This is a genomic window from Amycolatopsis sp. NPDC000009 (assembly GCF_055563465.1).
Window position 1 is genome coordinate 745,082 of record NZ_JBVHDI010000003.1, and the last position, 18,030, is coordinate 763,111.

The 18,030-nt window shown below is 63.3% G+C and carries 15 protein-coding genes; 6 read left to right on the forward strand and 9 right to left on the reverse strand.

Going from position 1 to position 18,030, the window contains the following annotated elements; all coding sequences use genetic code 11:
• The first annotated feature begins 655 nt into the window (after positions 1 to 655).
• Positions 656 to 994, forward strand: a complete 339-nt coding sequence (locus tag ACZ3HL_RS13215; protein WP_465530961.1) for a winged helix-turn-helix transcriptional regulator — start codon at positions 656 to 658, stop codon at positions 992 to 994.
• Positions 995 to 996: 2 nt separating this feature from the next.
• On the opposite strand, the gene ACZ3HL_RS13220 is transcribed toward ACZ3HL_RS13215, so the two are convergent.
• The 8 genes from ACZ3HL_RS13220 to ACZ3HL_RS13255 form a co-directional block, all read right to left on the reverse strand.
• Positions 997 to 3,687, reverse strand: a complete 2,691-nt coding sequence (locus tag ACZ3HL_RS13220; protein ID WP_465530963.1) for an MFS transporter — start codon at positions 3,685 to 3,687, stop codon at positions 997 to 999.
• A gap of 261 nt (positions 3,688 to 3,948) precedes the next feature.
• A complete protein-coding gene (locus tag ACZ3HL_RS13225; RefSeq protein ID WP_465530965.1) occupies positions 3,949 to 4,236 on the reverse strand; it encodes a hypothetical protein in 288 nt (95 codons plus the stop codon).
• 80 nt (positions 4,237 to 4,316) lie between these two features.
• Positions 4,317 to 5,189 (reverse strand): hypothetical protein, encoded by an 873-nt coding sequence (locus tag ACZ3HL_RS13230; RefSeq protein ID WP_465530967.1) that lies wholly within the window; start codon positions 5,187 to 5,189, stop codon positions 4,317 to 4,319.
• 89 nt (positions 5,190 to 5,278) lie between these two features.
• On the reverse strand, positions 5,279 to 5,545 hold the full coding sequence (locus tag ACZ3HL_RS13235; protein WP_465530969.1) for a hypothetical protein: 267 nt from the start codon (positions 5,543 to 5,545) through the stop codon (positions 5,279 to 5,281).
• Between the two features lie 575 nt (positions 5,546 to 6,120).
• Positions 6,121 to 6,786 (reverse strand): HAD family hydrolase, encoded by a 666-nt coding sequence (locus ACZ3HL_RS13240; protein WP_465530971.1) that lies wholly within the window; start codon positions 6,784 to 6,786, stop codon positions 6,121 to 6,123.
• Positions 6,786 to 7,259, reverse strand: coding sequence for a hypothetical protein (locus ACZ3HL_RS13245; protein ID WP_465530973.1), 474 nt, complete (start codon positions 7,257 to 7,259; stop codon positions 6,786 to 6,788). The genes ACZ3HL_RS13240 and ACZ3HL_RS13245 overlap by 1 nt, the downstream gene beginning before the upstream one ends.
• 440 nt (positions 7,260 to 7,699) lie before the next feature.
• A complete protein-coding gene (locus ACZ3HL_RS13250; RefSeq protein WP_465530975.1) occupies positions 7,700 to 8,455 on the reverse strand; it encodes a hypothetical protein in 756 nt (251 codons plus the stop codon).
• Positions 8,448 to 8,801: a hypothetical protein gene (locus tag ACZ3HL_RS13255; RefSeq protein WP_465530977.1), complete on the reverse strand. Its 354-nt coding sequence runs from the start codon at positions 8,799 to 8,801 to the stop codon at positions 8,448 to 8,450. The genes ACZ3HL_RS13250 and ACZ3HL_RS13255 overlap by 8 nt, the downstream gene beginning before the upstream one ends.
• A 1,058-nt stretch (positions 8,802 to 9,859) precedes the next feature.
• Here ACZ3HL_RS13255 and ACZ3HL_RS13260 point away from each other — a divergent pair.
• The 5 genes from ACZ3HL_RS13260 to ACZ3HL_RS13280 all read left to right on the forward strand — a co-directional run bounded on the left by ACZ3HL_RS13260 (position 9,860) and on the right by ACZ3HL_RS13280 (position 14,342).
• Entirely contained in the window at positions 9,860 to 10,756 is an 897-nt protein-coding gene (locus tag ACZ3HL_RS13260) for a DUF5753 domain-containing protein (RefSeq protein ID WP_465530979.1), read from the forward strand.
• A 5-nt stretch (positions 10,757 to 10,761) separates the two neighbouring features.
• Positions 10,762 to 11,004, forward strand: a complete 243-nt coding sequence (locus ACZ3HL_RS13265) for a DUF397 domain-containing protein (protein ID WP_465530981.1) — start codon at positions 10,762 to 10,764, stop codon at positions 11,002 to 11,004.
• A gap of 422 nt (positions 11,005 to 11,426) precedes the next feature.
• Complete coding sequence (locus ACZ3HL_RS13270; protein ID WP_465530983.1) at positions 11,427 to 12,665, forward strand: tRNA lysidine(34) synthetase; 1,239 nt, start codon at positions 11,427 to 11,429, stop codon at positions 12,663 to 12,665.
• Positions 12,666 to 12,781: 116 nt separating this feature from the next.
• Positions 12,782 to 14,074, forward strand: a complete 1,293-nt coding sequence (hisS, locus tag ACZ3HL_RS13275) for a histidine--tRNA ligase (protein WP_465530985.1) — start codon at positions 12,782 to 12,784, stop codon at positions 14,072 to 14,074.
• A 55-nt stretch (positions 14,075 to 14,129) separates the two neighbouring features.
• Complete coding sequence (locus tag ACZ3HL_RS13280) at positions 14,130 to 14,342, forward strand: DUF397 domain-containing protein (RefSeq protein ID WP_465530987.1); 213 nt, start codon at positions 14,130 to 14,132, stop codon at positions 14,340 to 14,342.
• Between the two features lie 106 nt (positions 14,343 to 14,448).
• On the opposite strand, the gene ACZ3HL_RS13285 is transcribed toward ACZ3HL_RS13280, so the two are convergent.
• Entirely contained in the window at positions 14,449 to 17,751 is a 3,303-nt protein-coding gene (locus tag ACZ3HL_RS13285; RefSeq protein ID WP_465530988.1) for a type ISP restriction/modification enzyme, read from the reverse strand.
• Positions 17,752 to 18,030: the final 279 nt, after the last annotated feature.

Here is an 18,030-nt window from a genome sequence, read left to right on the forward strand (position 1 = left end):
TGGTCATGATGAGACCTCGACTACGTCGACGTGCAGGTCGTCGGAGTCCAAACGCTCGATGACCTGGCATTCGGTCTGGCACCTGCCACACATGACCACTCCGGATACCTGCCGACGATCGACCTGCAGCATGTCGCTCGTCACCGGCAGAGACGCCACAGAACCACAGGCCAGAATGTAATCGGCCATTGTCGTGTTGTCCCTCGTGCTATCGGCGATCATTGATCTCCCCTCTCGCCGCCTGACTACCTGCGAAGTGAGGACCGTCCATACTGGCGCTCTTCGCACGCACCGCCACTGGCTGAAGCCGGGCAAGGGCGAACCATCTCCCGAGTCTGTTGAACGGCGGCCAACTGGACGAGCGAACCCCTGGTGCATTGCGCCCTTGGTGGGACTACCGCGCCAGTTGGCCGACCGCGCTCCTCTTGCGTCACCAGGCAATCCGTTTCCTGGCTGAGATCAACACGTACACCCACAGGGCCGACTGAGTGCAAGGTAAGTACCCAGGTGAGTGTGGGCTCAGTAGGTCACTTTTCACCCATTTGGGGGCCCGTGTATGGGCCTGGACCGGCTGGAGCGACGGTTCATGCACGCAGCCGCCAGATCGTGTTAGCTGACGGCTATGGGTGGGGAGAACGTTTCGTACCAGCAGAGGGTGAACGACGCCGTCAAGGTTCTCCGCGGGAAGTGGGTGATCTCCGTCCTTGCCGTGCTCGCGCTCGGAGACCTGCCGTACAAGGAGCTGTTGGCGGCGGTCAACACAGCCTTGCAACGCCCAGGAGGCCATCGGCGTGCCCCATTGTCTGATCGAGTCTTCACCGACACGTTGAAGCGAGCGCTGGAACATGGGTTGATGGCCAAGCGCTCGGATCCGCAATCGTCGTATGAGCTGACTCCCAAGGGACGAGCCCTCTTGCGGGCAGTCCGCCCTCTGGTCGAGTGGGCTCAGGAGTACGAGGATCAGGACGATTACGACCCCGTCCGGATCGATTGAACTCAGTGAGGATCGACCTGCGGGATCCGAGGCGAAGACGGCGACCCTTTGACCACACATACGCGGTCACGCCCTGACTGCTTGGCGGCGAACATCGCGTTATCGGCAGCGAGAAGAAGTTCTTCGAGGTCCTGTCCTATTTCGGGATACTGTGCGACACCGATCGAGACGCTGACTCGGAGATCGGCCAGCTGATCGCCCGCCTCGTCGAAGCCGAGCGCTCGAACAGCCGCGCAGATCCGTTTGGCGACACTGACGGCGTCGTCGACCGCCGCGTCCGGCACGAGAATCACGAACTCTTCCCCGCCGAAACGTCCGGTCAAATCGTAAGCTCGAACCTGGCGCCGGAGGGTGTCAGCAACAGCTTGAAGTACCCGGTCACCGACAAGGTGACCATAGGTGTCGTTGATCCGCTTGAAGTTGTCGAGATCGATCATCAGCACCGCTACCGATGTTTGATAACGCGTAGCCCTGGCGAACGCACGTTCAGAAAGGCTTCGCCAGCTGGTCGCGTTGAGCAGGCCAGTCTTTCGATCCGTGGTCGCTGCTTGCTCGAGGTGCTTGACGAGCACGCTGCGGTGCAGCACGTAGACGGTAGGCAGCACGAACGCGATCATCCATGGACGCCAGATCATCAAGGCCGCGGTCAGGACGCCGATGCATAGGGTGACGGTCTCCAAGGCGTTGTCACTCCAACTGCCCAGCACCCGCACACATGATCGTTCGCCGGTCTCGAGCGCGATCACTGCGCCGACGAGCAGGGAGTTCACTGTCCAGAATGTCGCGATGACCAGCAGCGGACCGAGCAGGCCCTCGGGTCGAACGATGTTCAGAACCTGGCTCTCGGGAAACACGTTGACTACGGCTGACGCGGCGTAAACGGACAAGATCATCACGCTGGTGTTGAACACTGCCCGGTACACCGGCACACCGGGCGTCCATCGCCACGTCCTGCACCACAAGTGCAGATACAGGAGTACGACTGTAGCCGCCCCGAGACCTGGACCAGCCAACATCGTGACCGCCAGGATCGATACAGAACTCATGTTGACGTGCGGCGTGTCCGAAAGCTGCCGGCGAAGTCGTTCGATATACCGCGTCGCCTCGGCGACCAGCAGCCCCGCGCCAAGCAGAACCCCGAACTCGATCAACGCCACCGAGGTGACGACGCTGTTCAAGGTCACAAAAGCGGTGAGACCGACGGTCACCAGCTCGACGCCGAGCACAAAAGCAACCACCCGGGATGATAAGGCGAACAGCCTTGAAGCAGTCGCTCTTCGGTTGCGCCCGAATACGCTGCGCACCCGGCCTCCCATCCTGTGATCCTCTGCCTTCATACTGGCTGCGCTTGCGTCCCTGGACGGCCTAGCCGCGGTTGGCGTTGCTCCCGCCTCCGCCGCTGCCCCGTCCGAGCAATCCGCTTCCTGGGAGGAGGTGCTCTTCGTGGCCGGAAAGGAATGGTGAGGTGAACCAGCACTCGACTCGGACCGGTTCCGGCGTCCGCGCCTGGAACCGGTCCATTTCCACACACCGAGAAGCATCAACGCCAGGACGACAGCCAGCAGTCCTGCGCCTGCCACTGCGCGGAATGAGCCGACCGACTCGGCGGCAAGACCACCGAGAACCACGGCGATGCCCTGCGAGCAGTACATACAGGTCGCCATTCGGCCCATCACGCGCCCGAGATGCCGGTCCGGGACAACAGCGACGACCATCGTCTGCGTCTGGATGAGGTAAGCGGCAGTGAGCGCGCCCGAAATCGCCCACAGCACTGCCGATACCGTGAGTCCTGGGCCAAACCCACAGAGCACGAGCGCGAGACCCGCCCCGGCCGCCAACAGGATGGCGGCGAACGGTGACGTCGGAATCTGTATGCGAGTCGTGAGCCATGCCCCGATCGCGCTCCCGACAGGATCGGCCGCCAGAAGCAGGCCGATACCCCAGGCGGCTACTCCCAGCTCGCTGGCGTACGGCACGGCAAGCCCCTCAGGCACGATGTACAGGCCGAGAATGCACACCAGCCCATACATGATGGCGAGCTTGCCGCGGTGACTAATTTCGCCTGAACGTCCTTCGCCGACAGTCGATTGACCTCGGACAGCCGGTCGTGCACGGACTCCAGTAAGCACCAGAACCGCGCTGCCCACGAAAGTCGCTGCGTTAATCAGCATGCCGACGTGCGGTTCAACGACGACCAGCAGCAAGCCGCCACCCGCGAAACCAGCAAGCTGAGCCGCTTGAGTTGTGAACTGCCGAAGTGCGACACCTGCCGCGTACTCGTCGTCGCGTTCGAGGATCTGCGGGAGAAGTGACATGTGGGCTGCCTTGAAGGGACCGGACGCGATACTCAGCAGACCGACGCACACCCACAACACAGGCAGCGACAATTGGGGAATCGCCATGAGCGCAGCCAGGATCGCGCGCACGATATCCGTCACGACAACCACTGTCCGCCGCGGAAAACGATCGGCCAGGCCGGAGAGGAGAAACCCTCCGAGTACGGACGGCACGAAAGTCAAGCCGTACGTCAACGCGGTCAAGACTGCGGAAGACGTCTGAGCGAACACCAACAGCGACAGTGCTACGCGAGCAACCTGATCGCCAGCGGTCGAAACCAGCTCGGCAACCCACAGCGAGCGAAACTCGCGAACGCGTAACGGCGCTGAAAAGCCAGCTCTGCCCTGAATAGCCATTCCCTCCCCGCAACCCTCATAGCAGCGGTTCCCCGTACCGCTGCCACAGCGAGTATCCCGACCGCTACGGTAGGTGCGAACTGAGAGGAGATCGCCCCTCGCAACCGATATTCACTCGGACGTAGTAATGTGCCTACTGATAGTTACATCGAATCGCTGACCAAGCACCCTTGCTGGAGATACTCGCGCATTGCGATTCCTCGAACCAGCGGACGGTACGGGCGGCGCCGACGCGAGAGCCACATCGGACAATGACCCGCGCTACTTCGGGGGCCGCCCCGTTGCGGCTGGGACGAGCCGTTCCCGGCCCGCGTCCGAGGCGGAGTGGATCACAGAGAAGACCCCCGGCTCGTGTTCCTGCGTCTCTTTGGTTGTCCACTGTTTGCTGTGTAGCGCGGCCAGCAGCCGATACGTTTGGCGCACGTCGACACCGGACTTTTCCGAGGCTTCGTGACAGCTCAGCCCGTTCACGTCGTCAGCGAGGACGGCGAGCATCTTGCGTTCATCGGCTGTGATCGGGGTACGGGCAGCCTGGACCTTCGCCGCCATCAGAGATCCCACTCCGTACGCGATTCAGTCAATTCGATCGTCCTTTCCTTTTGTACCAACGATCTTGTCTTCCGGCGTGTTCACAATGCGGTCTCGTCGAGCTCAACCAGGACGGGACAGTGGTCGGTGCACTGCTCGACGTCAGCCGGATCGACGACGCGAAATCCGGCGACGGCGGCCCGCGGGAAGTCGTGCGTGACGTAGATGCGGTCGATTCGACGGGGCTCGTTGGTGTCCGTCTCGTGGTGGCCGGTGGTTGCCTTCCACTTCGCGCCGGACAGCGTCGCGCAGTCGCGGAACCGGCCATGGCGTTCGAGCCGGACGGCGGCGTGCCGGTCGACTTTGCCGTGCAGGTCGTAGTGATAGGCGTGGGACATGTCCCACGGCTTCCCCTCGTAGGGATCCGGGTCGTAGGTTTCGTCAGCTCCGATTCCCTGCCAGTCACCGCCGACGATGCCGGGTATGCCGTCGTTGCGATTGAACGCCCGCATGACGCATCCGGCGTCCCGCCAGCCGCCGGAGAGGCCGGGATCATGATGGCTCAGGTGCGTCGATCCGACACGTAACTTCTTGCCGCCCAGGTCGAACAGGGCGACCGTCATCCCATGGGAGATGCCGTAGATGTGGCTGTCGTAGCGCACGAGTCCGCCGGGCACGACGTCGATGCCTTCGTGCCACAACAGGCCAGTGTGATGGCGGGTAGGGCTGGTTGACACTGCCGGAGTGAGGCCCGCAACTCCTGCCCGGCATTCCATCCCGAGATCGCTGGCCAGCGTGAGGAGCGCGGCCTCCGCCGACTTGCGTCTGGTGTGGTGCTCGTCGATGTTGGTGTCGGGTCCGGAGGAGATGAGTTCCTGTACGGCGAGGATGTCCGGGTTCAGGCCGCGCAGCAACGTAGCGAGCTGTTCGTACCGATCGGCGTGGAGAGGGTCCAGGCCGTCGTAGTTGAGCAAGTTGGCCGTGGCGATCGTGATGATGGTGATGCTCCTCCGCGCGATTGTGGCTTCGCTACAAGGGATTAGGTGGCACCGTCTCCGTACCTCTACGGGTAGCTGTCGGATGCCCGCCGGATTGCTTCTGCCGCCTTCAAAGCTCCATTCGCGACATGTTCGATTGCCGCATTCGTCTCTTGAACCCAGCCAGCGGCCGCGCCGACCTCCGCGGCATTGCTGGCCGCCGGGGTGATCCGCGACCACAGCAAGATGGCCTGCTCCGCGAACCCGTGCACGGTCATAAGCTGCTGGTAAACCTCCTCGTAAGCCTCCGCCGAAGCATTCAGATTTGCCTTCATCTCAAGCCATGCGCTCACTGACAAGACCTCACGTATTCGAACTGAGCATGCCTACCACCGCTCTCGCCGTCGTCGTCCGGCTTGCGTGGTGGGGGATTTCTTGTGTGTGCGGCCAATTGGGTGCCGACCGGCGACGGCCGCCCGACCCGGACCGCCGAGGAACGCCTGCCTGCTTGAACCAGTGGAATACGGTGCAGGGGTACACGTTGACCGCATCTCCGACCTCCCGCAGGCTCCAACCCCAGGAGTAGTACTCCACTGCCTCCCAAACCCTCAGGGAGTTCACGTGGCCACGCGGGATGTAGCCGCCGATTTCTTCACCGCGCAGAGCCTTCCCCAGCCAATCCACGTCAACCCGCTCTCCGCGCAGGGTAGCCAGCACGGCGGCCTCCTCGCCGACGGTCGGCCACAGGGCCGACACCAGGCGGCGATGTCGAACCTGGCTGCGCGGTCGTCGTTGCCATGCCACGACTACGGCACCCCGACCATGATCTGGCGCAACGCAATCCACGCCAGAACAACGAAACTGCAGCCGACCACCGCCAGGCCAAGCAAGATCCAGAGGTGGCCATAGCCGCATGGTCGCCTGCGCGTCATTGTCCGGCCCACGACTGGACGACCGGCACAGCGTCGAGCAGATCGAACACGGTGAGCACCTTGTCCCCGCTGCCCTTCGGGTAGAGCGTCGCCTCGGCGGCGTTGCGCAGGTGCACCACGCGTGCCCCGGCCCACAGGGCGCCGTACACGTCAGCAGCGAGCTGGTCGCCGATGTGGACCACGTTCTCGATGTCGGCGCCATGCTTTCCTGCGACGGCCTGCCACAGCCACGGCTCCGGCTTCGCACCACCGAGGGTGAAGCTCGTATACACCTCGGCCAGTACGCTGCTGTGCGCGCGCCTTACCGCGCTGACCCGCTGCGGCCCGCCGGTGACGGCCATGTTGGACAGTGCGACCACGGGCGCGATCTCGGCCAGTTCCTCCAGCGCGCGATGTGCGTGTGGGTAGGGCAGGTACCCGCGATCCCACCTTGTGGGGAACTCGCTGAACGGGATCAGCAGTCGCTGACATACTTGGCTGGCCAGGTCGCTGGTCAGTTCCGGTGCCCGGTGCAGCAGGCAGCGCACGGTCTCGGCGGTGCGTTCCGGCGCGATGTCGGCCAGTGGTGACAGTTCGTTCAGGCGGTCCTTTGTGGAACGTCCGGTGAACGTGCCAAGGGTTCGGCTGATGTCGACCGTGATCAGATCGATTGTGTTCGCCATCAGGAGTCCTTCTCCGAACCCAGCTCGTGCAGAACCTCCACCAGTTCAGGAATCTGTTCGGCGGGGAAATGTAAGTCGGCGATGGTCACGTCGAACCGCCCATCCTTGGTATGCGTGAGACGTGCCGTGGTCCGCCACGACTGCTCGCGCTCGTTGCCGGTCACCCGATCCCGCAAGGACGTCAGCGTCAGGGCGTCGAGCAGACCGCGCGCGTCGTCGACCGGCATCTTGATCCACGCGAGCCCTCGATGGTTCTCGATGTAGCCCGGTCCGAAGTAGGCTGGTGGTGATGACTGGTCCCGCTGCCATTCGAGGAACCGCCCGATGTCCTGGCAGCACATCCGGGTCTCATAGCCCAGACGCCAGATCCCCTCAATGACGGGCACCATGTCCTCGTCGATGTCGACTGCGTCGCCGTCGGGGGTGACGAGGGAAACGGACTGATGTATCTGTGGTGGAACGTAACCACTCAACGGCTTACTCCTGTTCGTGTACGGATATGTTTGCCAGTGGGGCGTCCTGGTCCACGATCGGAACTGGACAGTCGGCTCAGTCGCCGCCTCCCGCGGAACCGGATGGTCTCCGCGGACGGCCGGAACCAGTTGCTCATCGCCACCGGCTCCTTCTGTTCGGGGACGGGTCGACCTCGGCAATCCTGGGTCACTACAGCCACTGGAAGCCTGCCGGGAAACACGTGGCGCACCACGACATGTCGGCCCCTTCCGGGAGCGCCTGCCGCGGGAAACACATGACACCGCAGTCGCTCACTCCGATCCACATGCGACCCCAGCGCAGCAGTCGCATCAGCCGCTGCGGGACCCTGTGCATGACGACCTCGCGCCGGAGGAAGAACGGCACAAATGCTGGACACGGCTGAAAGTTCTGCGCGTGACGCCCCTCCTCGCCGGACATGTCAGGCCGCGCTCAGGATCTCGAGGAGCTGACGTCGGTCGAAGCCACACAACGCGGCCAGCGTGTCCTGGGCGTGGCGGGCAAGTGCCAGCAATCCGTTGGCAGACGCAGGAAGTTCCACCAGCCGCAGCTCCGCCCAACGGGCAAGGTTCGGGTGCTCGGACCTGGCCAGCTTGTCCAAGTCCACTGTGACCTCGGCGTCGTCCGGCGCACCGAAGACCTCCCCATACACCCGGTCGAACATCAGGCCAGGCCGTACGTCCAGCACCCGGCAGTACTCGGCGAACTGGCAGACCGACATCACCCTGGTCCCTAGCTCGTGCGTCCCGAGAGTCTGCAGTGTCCGATCGGTGCCCATCTCGTGCCGCATGTCCTTGCGGGTCCACCCGCGGCCGGTCCGCTCAGACCGGATCGCCTCACCGAGACTCTTCGCGAACCGCTCCAGGGTTTCCTCAGACACGTGCACGGCGGTCAGCTCCTCGGCCGGGGCTTCCTCAGGCGTGGCGATGGGATCAGGTACGAGTTGTTCTGACTTGGGTTCGGGGCTCGAGGTGAGAGCGCCGCCCCTGCGCAGAATCCGGCGGACACCGGCGAGGGGAAAGCCGAACCGCTCGGCGAGGGCCAGTTGCGACATCTTCGCGCGGAAGCGCTTCACCAGAAGTTGTTCAAGCAGCGGGCCGTAGATCGGGTGGTGCTCGATGTCGCGGAACTTGAGGTTCTCCAGCGCCCAGTCGAGATCGGGGAGTGCGTCAGCCACGGGGCCACTCCAGGACTTCCCGGATGACATCGACGATGCCACCCGGCTTCGCGTGGTCAACCGGCGGCAGGGGCACCTCACCGGATGCCTCCTCGAAGTTCCTGGAGTTGATGACCATCGGGTACCGGACCGCCATCGAGTAGGTGCCTTCGTCCAGTGCCAGGTAGACAAAGTCGGTGTGCTCGCCGAAAGACCGCGCATAGGTGAGCTGGTCCGGGGCGCTCTCGGGGCCGGAAGCGTGCACCATTTGGAAGCCCGCCTGGGCGAGGTCTTCCATGGCTTCGGCTTCGGCCGCGTAGTCCGGCGGGGCTGCGGCCTCCGCCGGCCTCGACTCGTCAGCGCTCATCGTGACGCCCTCCCTGCGTATTCGCTGCGGAGATGAAAGAGGGACCGACGGGGCGTGCGGGTCCGCCGATGCCGTGGTGCTCGTCCACGCTGGACGGGCACCTGCACGAGCTGCTGAACATTCCGCTGTTGGTCGCGGGACCGCCGAACGATCAGCAGACAGAGACGGCATGCAGAGCCGGGCGGGGTGGTGGCGGGCGACCACTGGACCTCATGGCCGCACACCGCGACCACGGGAACGCCTAGCTCGCGGGCGGCTTGAAGCGCCTCGTCGGTGACTTCGTGCTGGCGGCCGTCGTCGCCCCCATCGGTGTAGGGGGACGTCCACAAGCGATCGGCCTGATTGGTCATGTCGGACACCTCGCAGGGGTTGGACAGCGGCGGAGATGACTCGTCGGGGGAGGAAGCCATCTCCGCCGCCGCTTGGAGGCGGCGAGCGGGCGGGGGTGCCTGAGCGTGCATCTCAGGGAGGCGGGATGTGCACGCCGTCGGGCTCGACCCCGCCCGCCCGCCGCCAATGTCCCCGAAGGCGCTTCCGCGCCGCGCTTCGTACGCCCTCGGGGTGGCTGGATGATCAGGCGGGCTCGGGCGGCTTACTAGACGGCTGTTTGCTCGCACGAATCGCGTGCTGTATCAGCGCCTGTCCTGCCGCCTGGGCATCGTGGACAGTGAACTCCGCGGACTCTCCGGGCGGAGCGGTGAGTACAACCTTGCCGTGTTCGCTGTAAATCTTTACGGAACTGACCTTGCCTGCCACACTGCGGCACGTGATAGTCGTCGTGCCCTCGGGCAAAGCACCGGATAGGGCTTCGACCACGGGGGATCTCCCTTCAGACGGGCCAGCGCTGGTCAGCCCCGGCTTAGCGTCACCTACACAGAGCCCCAGGGGCGGTCTACTACCCTGTGTCCTCCGCGTTGATGCATTGCAGGGGTAAATATTTACATCTCGCATCCGTAAAGGGTAAGCTTCAGTAAATATTTCACTCAGACGGGTTAGTGACAGCCGTGTCGCCGCGCGCCGTTCGCTGGTCAGCGGCACAGGGAAGGTGGAGGTCCACGTTGGTCGACGAGAAGTCCGGAGCGAAGAAGGTCAACGTTCGCCAGCGCCGAGTCGCGCGCGAACTGCGGGGATGGCTGGACAACGCCAAGCCGAGAACCAGTCAGGCTGCGCTCGCCAAGCAGCTGGACTGGTCGGCGACCAAGCTCAACTTCTACCTCACGGCGGCGAAGCCCACGCCAATTGCCGAGATCATCGCGATCGCCACGATGCTGCACGTTGACGAGGTCGAACGAGACCGCGTGGTCACCTATGCCCGCAAAGGCGAGCAACAGGAAGCATGGTGGCGGTCATACAGCGGCGACGCACTTCGCGGCGACGTCGCCGATTTCGTTGAGACGGAGGCTGAAGCATCATCGCTTCGCAACGTCCAGATGAGCTTGATTCCGGACCTGTTGCAGACAGCGGACTACGCCACTGCACTGCTCCGGTCCTGGCTTGCTGAACCGAACGAGACCCTGGTCGAAGAACGCAGCAGGCTGCGCCAGCAACGTCAATCCCGGCTCACAGACAAGGCCAACCCGATCAAGCTGCACGCGCTGGTCCACGAGTCGGCATTCGAGCAGAACATCGGCGGAGTGGACACGATGCTCCAACAGCTCGATCACCTGGTGGCCGCCGCCGCGTTCCCCACGGTCACAGTCCAAGTCATCCCCAAGTCGATCGGCGAGTACCCGGGCTTCGGCTCGGCCTACCACCTGATTCAGTTCGACGAAGGCGATGCGGCAGCCGTGTACCTGGACAATCTGAACTCGGGGCTGTACATCGAGGATGAGGCCGAGGTCAAGGCGTATACCCTGAACTTCAAGCGCGTGTTGACGCTCGCGTTGGACCCGGAACCGTCCGTCGAGTGGATCAAGAAGATCCGGGCAAGGCGGACGGTTGAACGCAAGGAGTAGTAACCATGTCCGGCCCTGATTTCACCCAAGTGCCTGACGAACAGCTGCACGAGCAGCTGCACTGGCGAACGAGTTCGTACAGCAACGGCGGCGGCGAGTGCGTTGAAGTAGCAGAACTTCCTGACGACGGCGGCGTTGTGGTCAGGGATTCGAAGCTCGGGAAGCGCAGTCCTATCCTGCGGCTGAGTAAGTCCGGGTGGACGGCGCTGACCGCGGCCGTGAGCGACGAGCGCTTCGGCTTGCACTAACTCCCGACCGATCAAGGAAGAACGGCCCCCTCGCACTGGCTACGGACCTGGAGCGAGGGGGCCGCTTTCGTTGTACCGCCGGACCCGTTGGCGGTCATCGTCGAGCGTACGGGATGGCCCCCCGCGCTAGTCCATGTTGGTTACAACGGGTACACGGATCGCGACTCTCGCAGTACGTTGGTGGCACCGTAAATATTTACGGTGCCACCAACGAGAGGAAGATCCCTTGTCCGCTACAACCGATCTTTTCCCGGCCGTATCCCCGGTCGAGCAGGCCGACATCTCCGAGCTGGCCAGTCTGGTCACTAGGGCCCTTCCGGAGGCAGGAGCGCTGGACCGGATGACGCCTTGCCGCCTTGAGGAGTTCATGACCCCGGTCGCGCTAACCGCACACCTGTAACCGATCCGGCCGCGAGCCAGCTATGGAGGACGAGTTGACTGACTGGAAGCGTGTCACCCTGGAATTCACCGCTGGCTCGCGGTTGATCAGGCCGCCCGAGGAGCTGTCGTTGGCGGAGATCTTGCTCGCCAACCGGCTCCCGCCGAGCATGTTTCAAGCCTACGAGGCACGGTCCGAAACCGATCTCGTGGCAATTCCCATAACCACCCTCCTGACCGACGTACCGGCGAGGCACAACGTAGTCCTGCGGTGTATCCGCAACACCGACATCGATACCCTGCGCAGCCCCAACATCGAGGTCGTCGAACGGGACGAAGCACCCGTGGCAGGGCTGCTGGACATCGAGTACGGCCGTCGCGAGCCGCTGAGCCGAGTCCACCTCGTAGACGACAGAACCCTGCGAGAAGTGGTCTCCGACCAGATCGTCGCCTTCCTGCAGGCACACCAAGTCACCACGCCGATCATGGCGGGCATCTCCGGCGGAGGCGACAGCAACACACTGGTCTATGGGCTCACCAAGTTCGTTCAGGCGTCAGAGTTGCCGGCCTCGGGGATCACGTGCTTCACATTGGCGATGGAGCCGCTGTGGCCGGAGTCCGCAGTCAACCGAGCCCGCGCGCTGTGCGATCGGGCCGGGTTCGAGCACCGCGTCTTATACGCCAGGGACATGACCGACCTCCTCGGCATGAGCAGTTCCCCGGCCGAGCTATGGGAGGCCTTTCGGCGCGACTACGGCCCAGACACCGTGCATTTCTTCGGCACGTTCTTCGTCAACCTGGTCGGCCGACGTCTCTGCCGGGAGCTGGGAGCCAATAACCTCGCGGTCGGGTACAACCGGGAAGACCTGCTCGCCGAGCTGCTGTTCTGCCTGATGAATGGCCGCAAGCCCTTGCCATACCCGGTCCGACGGATGGGCGACGTGAACTGTCTCTTCCCGCTCTGGGAGATCCCGAAGCACCTGCTCGACGCCTGCTACCCGCGCTATAGCGCGAGCAACTACCGGGAACGGGTGGACTCAACGACCCCGCAGCGGTCGGCTATCTATTTCCTGGCGCATTGCTTGGACGCCCTCGGCCCCGAGATCGGGCTGTCCCTGATGAAGGGGGTACGCGGACTCATGGACGAGATCGGCGGGTGGGAGCAGCTGGCACCCGTGGACGGCACGCCGCTGATGCGGACCGGAATGAGTGAACCTGGAGCCGAACAGCAGGTGCTCGGCCTCCTTCGCAAGTTCTTCCCGGACTGGGCGAAACCAGCCTGAGCTGGCGCCGACCTGCGTCTTGGCCCTTGACACGGTCCAGGGGCCCAGCCAGCGCCCCACGGTGCGGGGTCAGTCAGAATGGACGCCCAACCCACTATGCGGACGAAGGACAGTTCATGGCGAAGGTCGAGCCACCGTCAGGCACCCGCGATTTCCTTGGCGATGACGTACGTCGCCGCAGGATCGCGTTCGAGCGGGTCAGCACGGTGTTCGAGCATTATGGCTTCGACCCGCTGGAGACTCCCGCGTTCGAGCGGCTGGAAACATTCGCGGGCAAGCTCGGTGAGGAAGCCAGCAGCCTCATCTTCAAGATCATGAAGCGGGGCGCGAAGGAAGCCTCAGGTGAAGCAGACTTCGCGCTCCGCTACGACCACACCGTTCCGGCGGTTCGGGCAGTGGTCACCCATGGAAGCCGCCTGCCGTCGCCGTTCAAGCGGTACGTCATCGGCAACGTGTGGCGCGCCGACCGGGCCGCTCGCGGTCGTTTCCGCGAGTTCGTCCAGTGCGACATCGACACCTTCGGATCGGCGTCACCGCTGGCCGACGCCGAGATCGTCTGGGCTCTCAACGGTGGATTAGAGGCGTTGGGCATCAAGGAGTTCACGTTCCAGATCAACTCACGGCAGGCGCTTCACGGGCTCCTTGAGGCGTACCACGTTGCCCCAGAGCTGGGCGCGAAGGTGCTCGGCTCACTGGACAAGTTGGACAAGCTGGCACCGGACACCGTGGTCACCGAACTGGTCGATCGCGGCCTGCCCACAGAGGCCGCCGAAGGTCTGGTAGCCGACGTCACCGCTCCGGAGACCGATCGAGTTCGCAAGCAACTCGACACCACCGAGCGCGGGCGGCGCGGTCTTGCCGAAGTGGACCGCCTGCTCACGCTCACCGAGGGGTTGCCAGCGGGCAGGGTCGCGTTCACCCCGCGCATGGTCCGAGGGCTGGACTACTACACGGGGCCGATCTTCGAGGTCACCGCTGCAGGATTCCCTGGGTCCATTGCCTCTGGTGGCCGGTACGACGAGCTGGTGGCCAAGCTGGGAGGGCCGGACATGCCCGCCTGCGGTGGCTCAATCGGAATCGAACGCATCCTCGCGATCCAGGAAGCCGAACGGCCGGTGGAGCACGGCCTAGACGTCGCCCTCACTGTCCTGGGGGCCGAGGACGAGGTTATGCGCCTGGCGAACCAGCTCCGTACCAACGGGCTCCGGACAGCCGTTTACCTCGGCAGCTCGGGCAAGTTGGGCAAGCAAATGAAGTGGGCCAACGACCAGAACGCACGTTGGGTTCTGCTGTACGGGCCGGAAGAGCAGAAGACAGGCAACGTGACAGTCCGGGACATGGAAACCGGAGACCAGAATGTGGTTCCCTTCGGTGAGGTAGCGCGATTCTTCGACACCTTGGACGACTAGCCGGAACAGTAAGGGCCCTCGGCGCCGCGGCGCCGAGGGCCCTTACGCTCTTGTCATGGACGACAAGGCAGATATCCGTGACAAACTGGACTTAAGTGACGCCCACTGGGAATCCGCTGGTTCCGAGGCTGAGATTGCCTTCGTGCCTCACACCGACGGCATGACCTACACCGTGATGCGCAAATTCGGCCACGCCGCCGTCCTGATCTTCACTCCCTCCGAGTGGAACGCCTTTCGCAGCGGGGTCCGCGATGGCGAGTTCAATTAGTACGGCAGCAGCCGTTGCTCCCAGTGATCAGGAGGCGATCGTCTAGCGGTCTTGAGGTGATCCGAAGCGGTGTGACGAGGTGGAGTTCCCTGGAATCGCTCTTGCGTCAATCGGTGGAGAACAAGTCTGGTTCGCCACTCGGCTTCGGGATCCTCCGGGCGGCGGCGGGCACAGGCAGAACCGCTGCGGCGATGAGCTCGTCAATCGTAATCAACGGACCAACTGTTATCCGATCGAGTAGCGAATCCTGCCGCGGTTCGAGCGCGACACAGCGGCCGAGCACATTGAGCAGGTCTAGCAGTTCCGTAGTCATAGCCGGTGTCCATGTCGTGGCGATGGTGCTGTCGAGTGGCGACGTGCGTTTGCCGGCCGGGTTCTTCTTTCGGTAGCCGAACCAGTGCTTGAGCACGGGCATGCCGGAAACCTTGTACGCAACCACGTCGGGAGCGACCGGGGCGATCTGGCCGCCGCCCACGTGCAAGGTTCGGGTGGGTTCGTCGTAGGTCATTTTCTCGGGCATTCCGTCGTCGGTGTCAGGGATTTCCACTAGTACCTTGGGACGGCCCTCAGTCATCCGTGGAACGTCGGCTCGGCGACCCGATGCAGGATCAGCGCAGCGTTCACCGTAGGTGTGCAACCAGAGCACTTCCTTGCCGACTTGTATGGCCTCGTTCCACAGGGAGCGTTCCCTGGTAATTGGGATCCGGACTCCTGGAGTCTTCAGCTCTGTCGCGAAGCGCCGGGTGAAACCCGGGTGCGCGGCGACCGCTGCCAGGTAGGCGACCAGGTCGACTGGTGTGGCCGCGCAGTTGAGCTGCTCCGCGAGAAAGCCGAGCAACTTGGACGTGACGTTTGCGATCGTCGCTTCGGCGTTCCGGTATAGCGGCATCGCGCGGCCACCGTGGTGCCCCATGAAGAAATGCATATCTGGGATCAAGGCGGAGAAGACAAGAGCCGGGCCATCGCTGATCGGATGTGCATGCTGTTCGACGACGAAGATCTGCTTCCGCGAGTCCGTAAGCCACAGTGAAGGGCTTGGCCTGTGATGCAGCCTGGCATCGGGAATGGTCCACTTTCGATCGAACGACCTGTGGCCAATTCTTCTCGGCTCTGGACAGGGCGAACTTTCCAAAGCGAGGGTGCCCGCATGGTCGATCATCCCTGGGAGGAGCGACATCTGGGAGTTCACCTTGGTGTCGGTGGTTTCTTTGAGCAGGGCCGGTTTTGCCTCGACCGGAGCGCGAACGAGTTCGGCCCAACGTTTCCGTAGCGTCTCTGGTTCTGGCGCATAGACCCACGTACGATTTGGCTTGACGCCAGGGACGGCCCAGGGCATGAGGTCGACTACCGACGGCATCGATGTCCATGATCCCGGCCCGGCAGGCTGGAACGGGTCGGCCCAACCGTCAGCGCAGGCTTCCCACCGGGAATCGTTCAGCCGTAGAGCATCCAGAGACGCCGCCTTCTCTTCGACCGTTCCGGTTACCACGGTGCGGTAGATACGTGCCGGACTAGTGGGTGACGGCTCGCCTCGGCGGATAAATACAGCGATGCAGATCGGTTGCTGGTTGCCGCGGAAGAATCGGCTGTCCATCGGTGGCTGGTGTCCTTCCGGGGTCAGGTCAATGACCCACCCCTCGTCGGTCGTCCGGCGAAGGTACTCGCGCATTCCGGCGAACCCCGGACCTGCCAGGAAACCCGCCGAGCATACGAAAGCGGCGATTCCTGAAGGGTGCTCGGGATGGGCATCGAATGTCTTCCAGGTCGCCCATCGCCAGAAGTAGACATACTTGTTGGACAGCACATACTCAAGGCGTCCGTTCCCCAACTTGCGGAATGCGCGCAAGCTTGGTGCTTGCCGGGTAGAACTAGGAGTCTCGATCCATTCCGCAGTGCCTTTCGCCTTGTCCGCGTAGGGCGGGTTCCCGATTACCACCATAACCGGCTCTTCCCGTTTAACCTTGTTGGCCCCGCGTCGCGACTGCTCAATCGCCTCGTACATTCTCCCCAGAGGAAGCAGCTGCATATCAGGATTATCCAGGGCGTCGGCGAGGAACCGGCGCTCCTTTTGCGGCACCTCCGCCCGGTGGCGCTTCTTCAGCAGGCCGTGGATACGCAACTCGGCGACCGCGTACGGAGCAGCTTGGTTCTCGAATCCAATCAACCGGTTGGACAACTCACGGAGATGCGGAGCCACCGCGCCCGGACCCTCTTCCGCAGCGATGGTCGCCGCAACGACGTTGATCACCTCGGCGAGAAAGCTGCCTGTCCCCATAGCGGGGTCGACCACGAGCACATCCTTCTCGGCGAAACCGAGCGGGCGTCCCAATCGTTGCCGCAGCACATCGTCCACGAAACGAGTGAGAAACGACACCAGCGGGGCTGGTGTGTAGTACACTCCGCTCTTCCGGCGCAGAACCGGATCGTATTTCGTCAGGAAGTTTTCGTACAGCATGGCGTAGGAGTCTTCGGGAAAGTCTGCCCAGTCCACCACGCTCAGCACTCTGACCATCGTTGTGAGCGCGACACTGTGTTCTTCCTCGGGCTGGTCCGTGAGGACGGTCAACGCTCGACCCATTAGCGAGTGTTTCTTGCCGAGCAAGCGGGCAATCTCGCTGATCGAGCGCCCCTGAAAGCTCACTCCTTCAACCCGGGCCAGCAGCAACCCGAACGTGATCGTCTGAGCGTACTGGTCAGCGAACTCGGTATCGGTCAGATTCGGAAAAAGAACCCGACGCCAGTCCGCCACCAGCTCGCTGAACGTCCGCAACTCCGACGACCCTGCTCGTTCCCGTGCAACTTCGGCGGCCACGTCGTCGCGCAACAACCGGCAAAGGTTCGATACGAGCCGCACGAGCTCGTCTAGTGTCCTGGGCCGTTCGGGCTCCCACAGCAGGAAGTCGGTCATGAGCCGAGCGAAGCCGGTGCCGACCGCGCGCAGCTTCTCGCCTGCATGGTTCAAGCCTGGCGCTAAACGGGCGACCTCACCCTGCAGCCTTCCGAAGCTGTAACGAGCGAACTGTTCACCATCGGAGTAGAGCACATTTGGCAGTAGCTGAAACTTTTCCCATTGCTCGCGATCGTGCAGGCTCGGGCGGGACCAGGTTCCCGGCACGCCGTGGCCAGGTTTCTTCAGTTCCACATATCCAGCACGAGCGCCTCCCACGTCGACCGCGTAGTCAGGCCGGATCGCGAGGCTTGGCAGGCGGGTCTCACCAATCGTCGTGATCGACAATCCTAGACTTCTGGCCATCGCCGCCAGCATCCTCTCAAATGGCCCGCGCAGGTGATCTTCCTGCGAACCTTGGCCGGTGAGCAGCTTCGGGGTGACTGCACGGCCGAAGTCGGAGATGACGATATCGATGGCGTTGACACTGGTCGCGAGGCTAACCGAACGCTTTCGGATCATCTCAATCTCCCACGGCCAGACACTTTCGATCTCTCAAAGAAACCGGGTTTCTTGCGATCCGTCTGCCGCCTCCCAGGTGAGCTACGCAACTACGTTGCGCCACTTTTGACTCCCGGGTTCCGCCATGTGCACGAAGTCGTGCGCCATTCGCGTTAACCGTGATCTTTGTCGACACGGACAGCTAGGGTGCTAGGGCTTCATCGTTAGGCGGAGCTACGGTCTATCGCATGAATACGCATCCTTAAGCATGGATGCAACGAACATGTGTTCGATCCCCTT

What these genes read in the sequence shown, in the direction of transcription:
- ACZ3HL_RS13280 (WP_465530987.1), top strand. Translation starts at nt 14,130, where the DNA reads ATGGACGACAAGGCAGATATCCGTGACAAACTGGACTTAAGTGACGCC.
- ACZ3HL_RS13255 (WP_465530977.1), bottom strand. Translation starts at nt 8,801, where the DNA reads ATGAGCGCTGACGAGTCGAGGCCGGCGGAGGCCGCAGCCCCGCCGGAC.
- ACZ3HL_RS13270 (WP_465530983.1), top strand. Translation starts at nt 11,427, where the DNA reads ATGGAGGACGAGTTGACTGACTGGAAGCGTGTCACCCTGGAATTCACC.
- hisS (WP_465530985.1), top strand. Translation starts at nt 12,782, where the DNA reads ATGGCGAAGGTCGAGCCACCGTCAGGCACCCGCGATTTCCTTGGCGAT.
- ACZ3HL_RS13265 (WP_465530981.1), top strand. Translation starts at nt 10,762, where the DNA reads ATGTCCGGCCCTGATTTCACCCAAGTGCCTGACGAACAGCTGCACGAG.
- ACZ3HL_RS13220 (WP_465530963.1), bottom strand. Translation starts at nt 3,687, where the DNA reads ATGGCTATTCAGGGCAGAGCTGGCTTTTCAGCGCCGTTACGCGTTCGC.
- ACZ3HL_RS13225 (WP_465530965.1), bottom strand. Translation starts at nt 4,236, where the DNA reads ATGGCGGCGAAGGTCCAGGCTGCCCGTACCCCGATCACAGCCGATGAA.
- ACZ3HL_RS13240 (WP_465530971.1), bottom strand. Translation starts at nt 6,786, where the DNA reads ATGGCGAACACAATCGATCTGATCACGGTCGACATCAGCCGAACCCTT.
- ACZ3HL_RS13285 (WP_465530988.1), bottom strand. Translation starts at nt 17,751, where the DNA reads ATGATCCGAAAGCGTTCGGTTAGCCTCGCGACCAGTGTCAACGCCATC.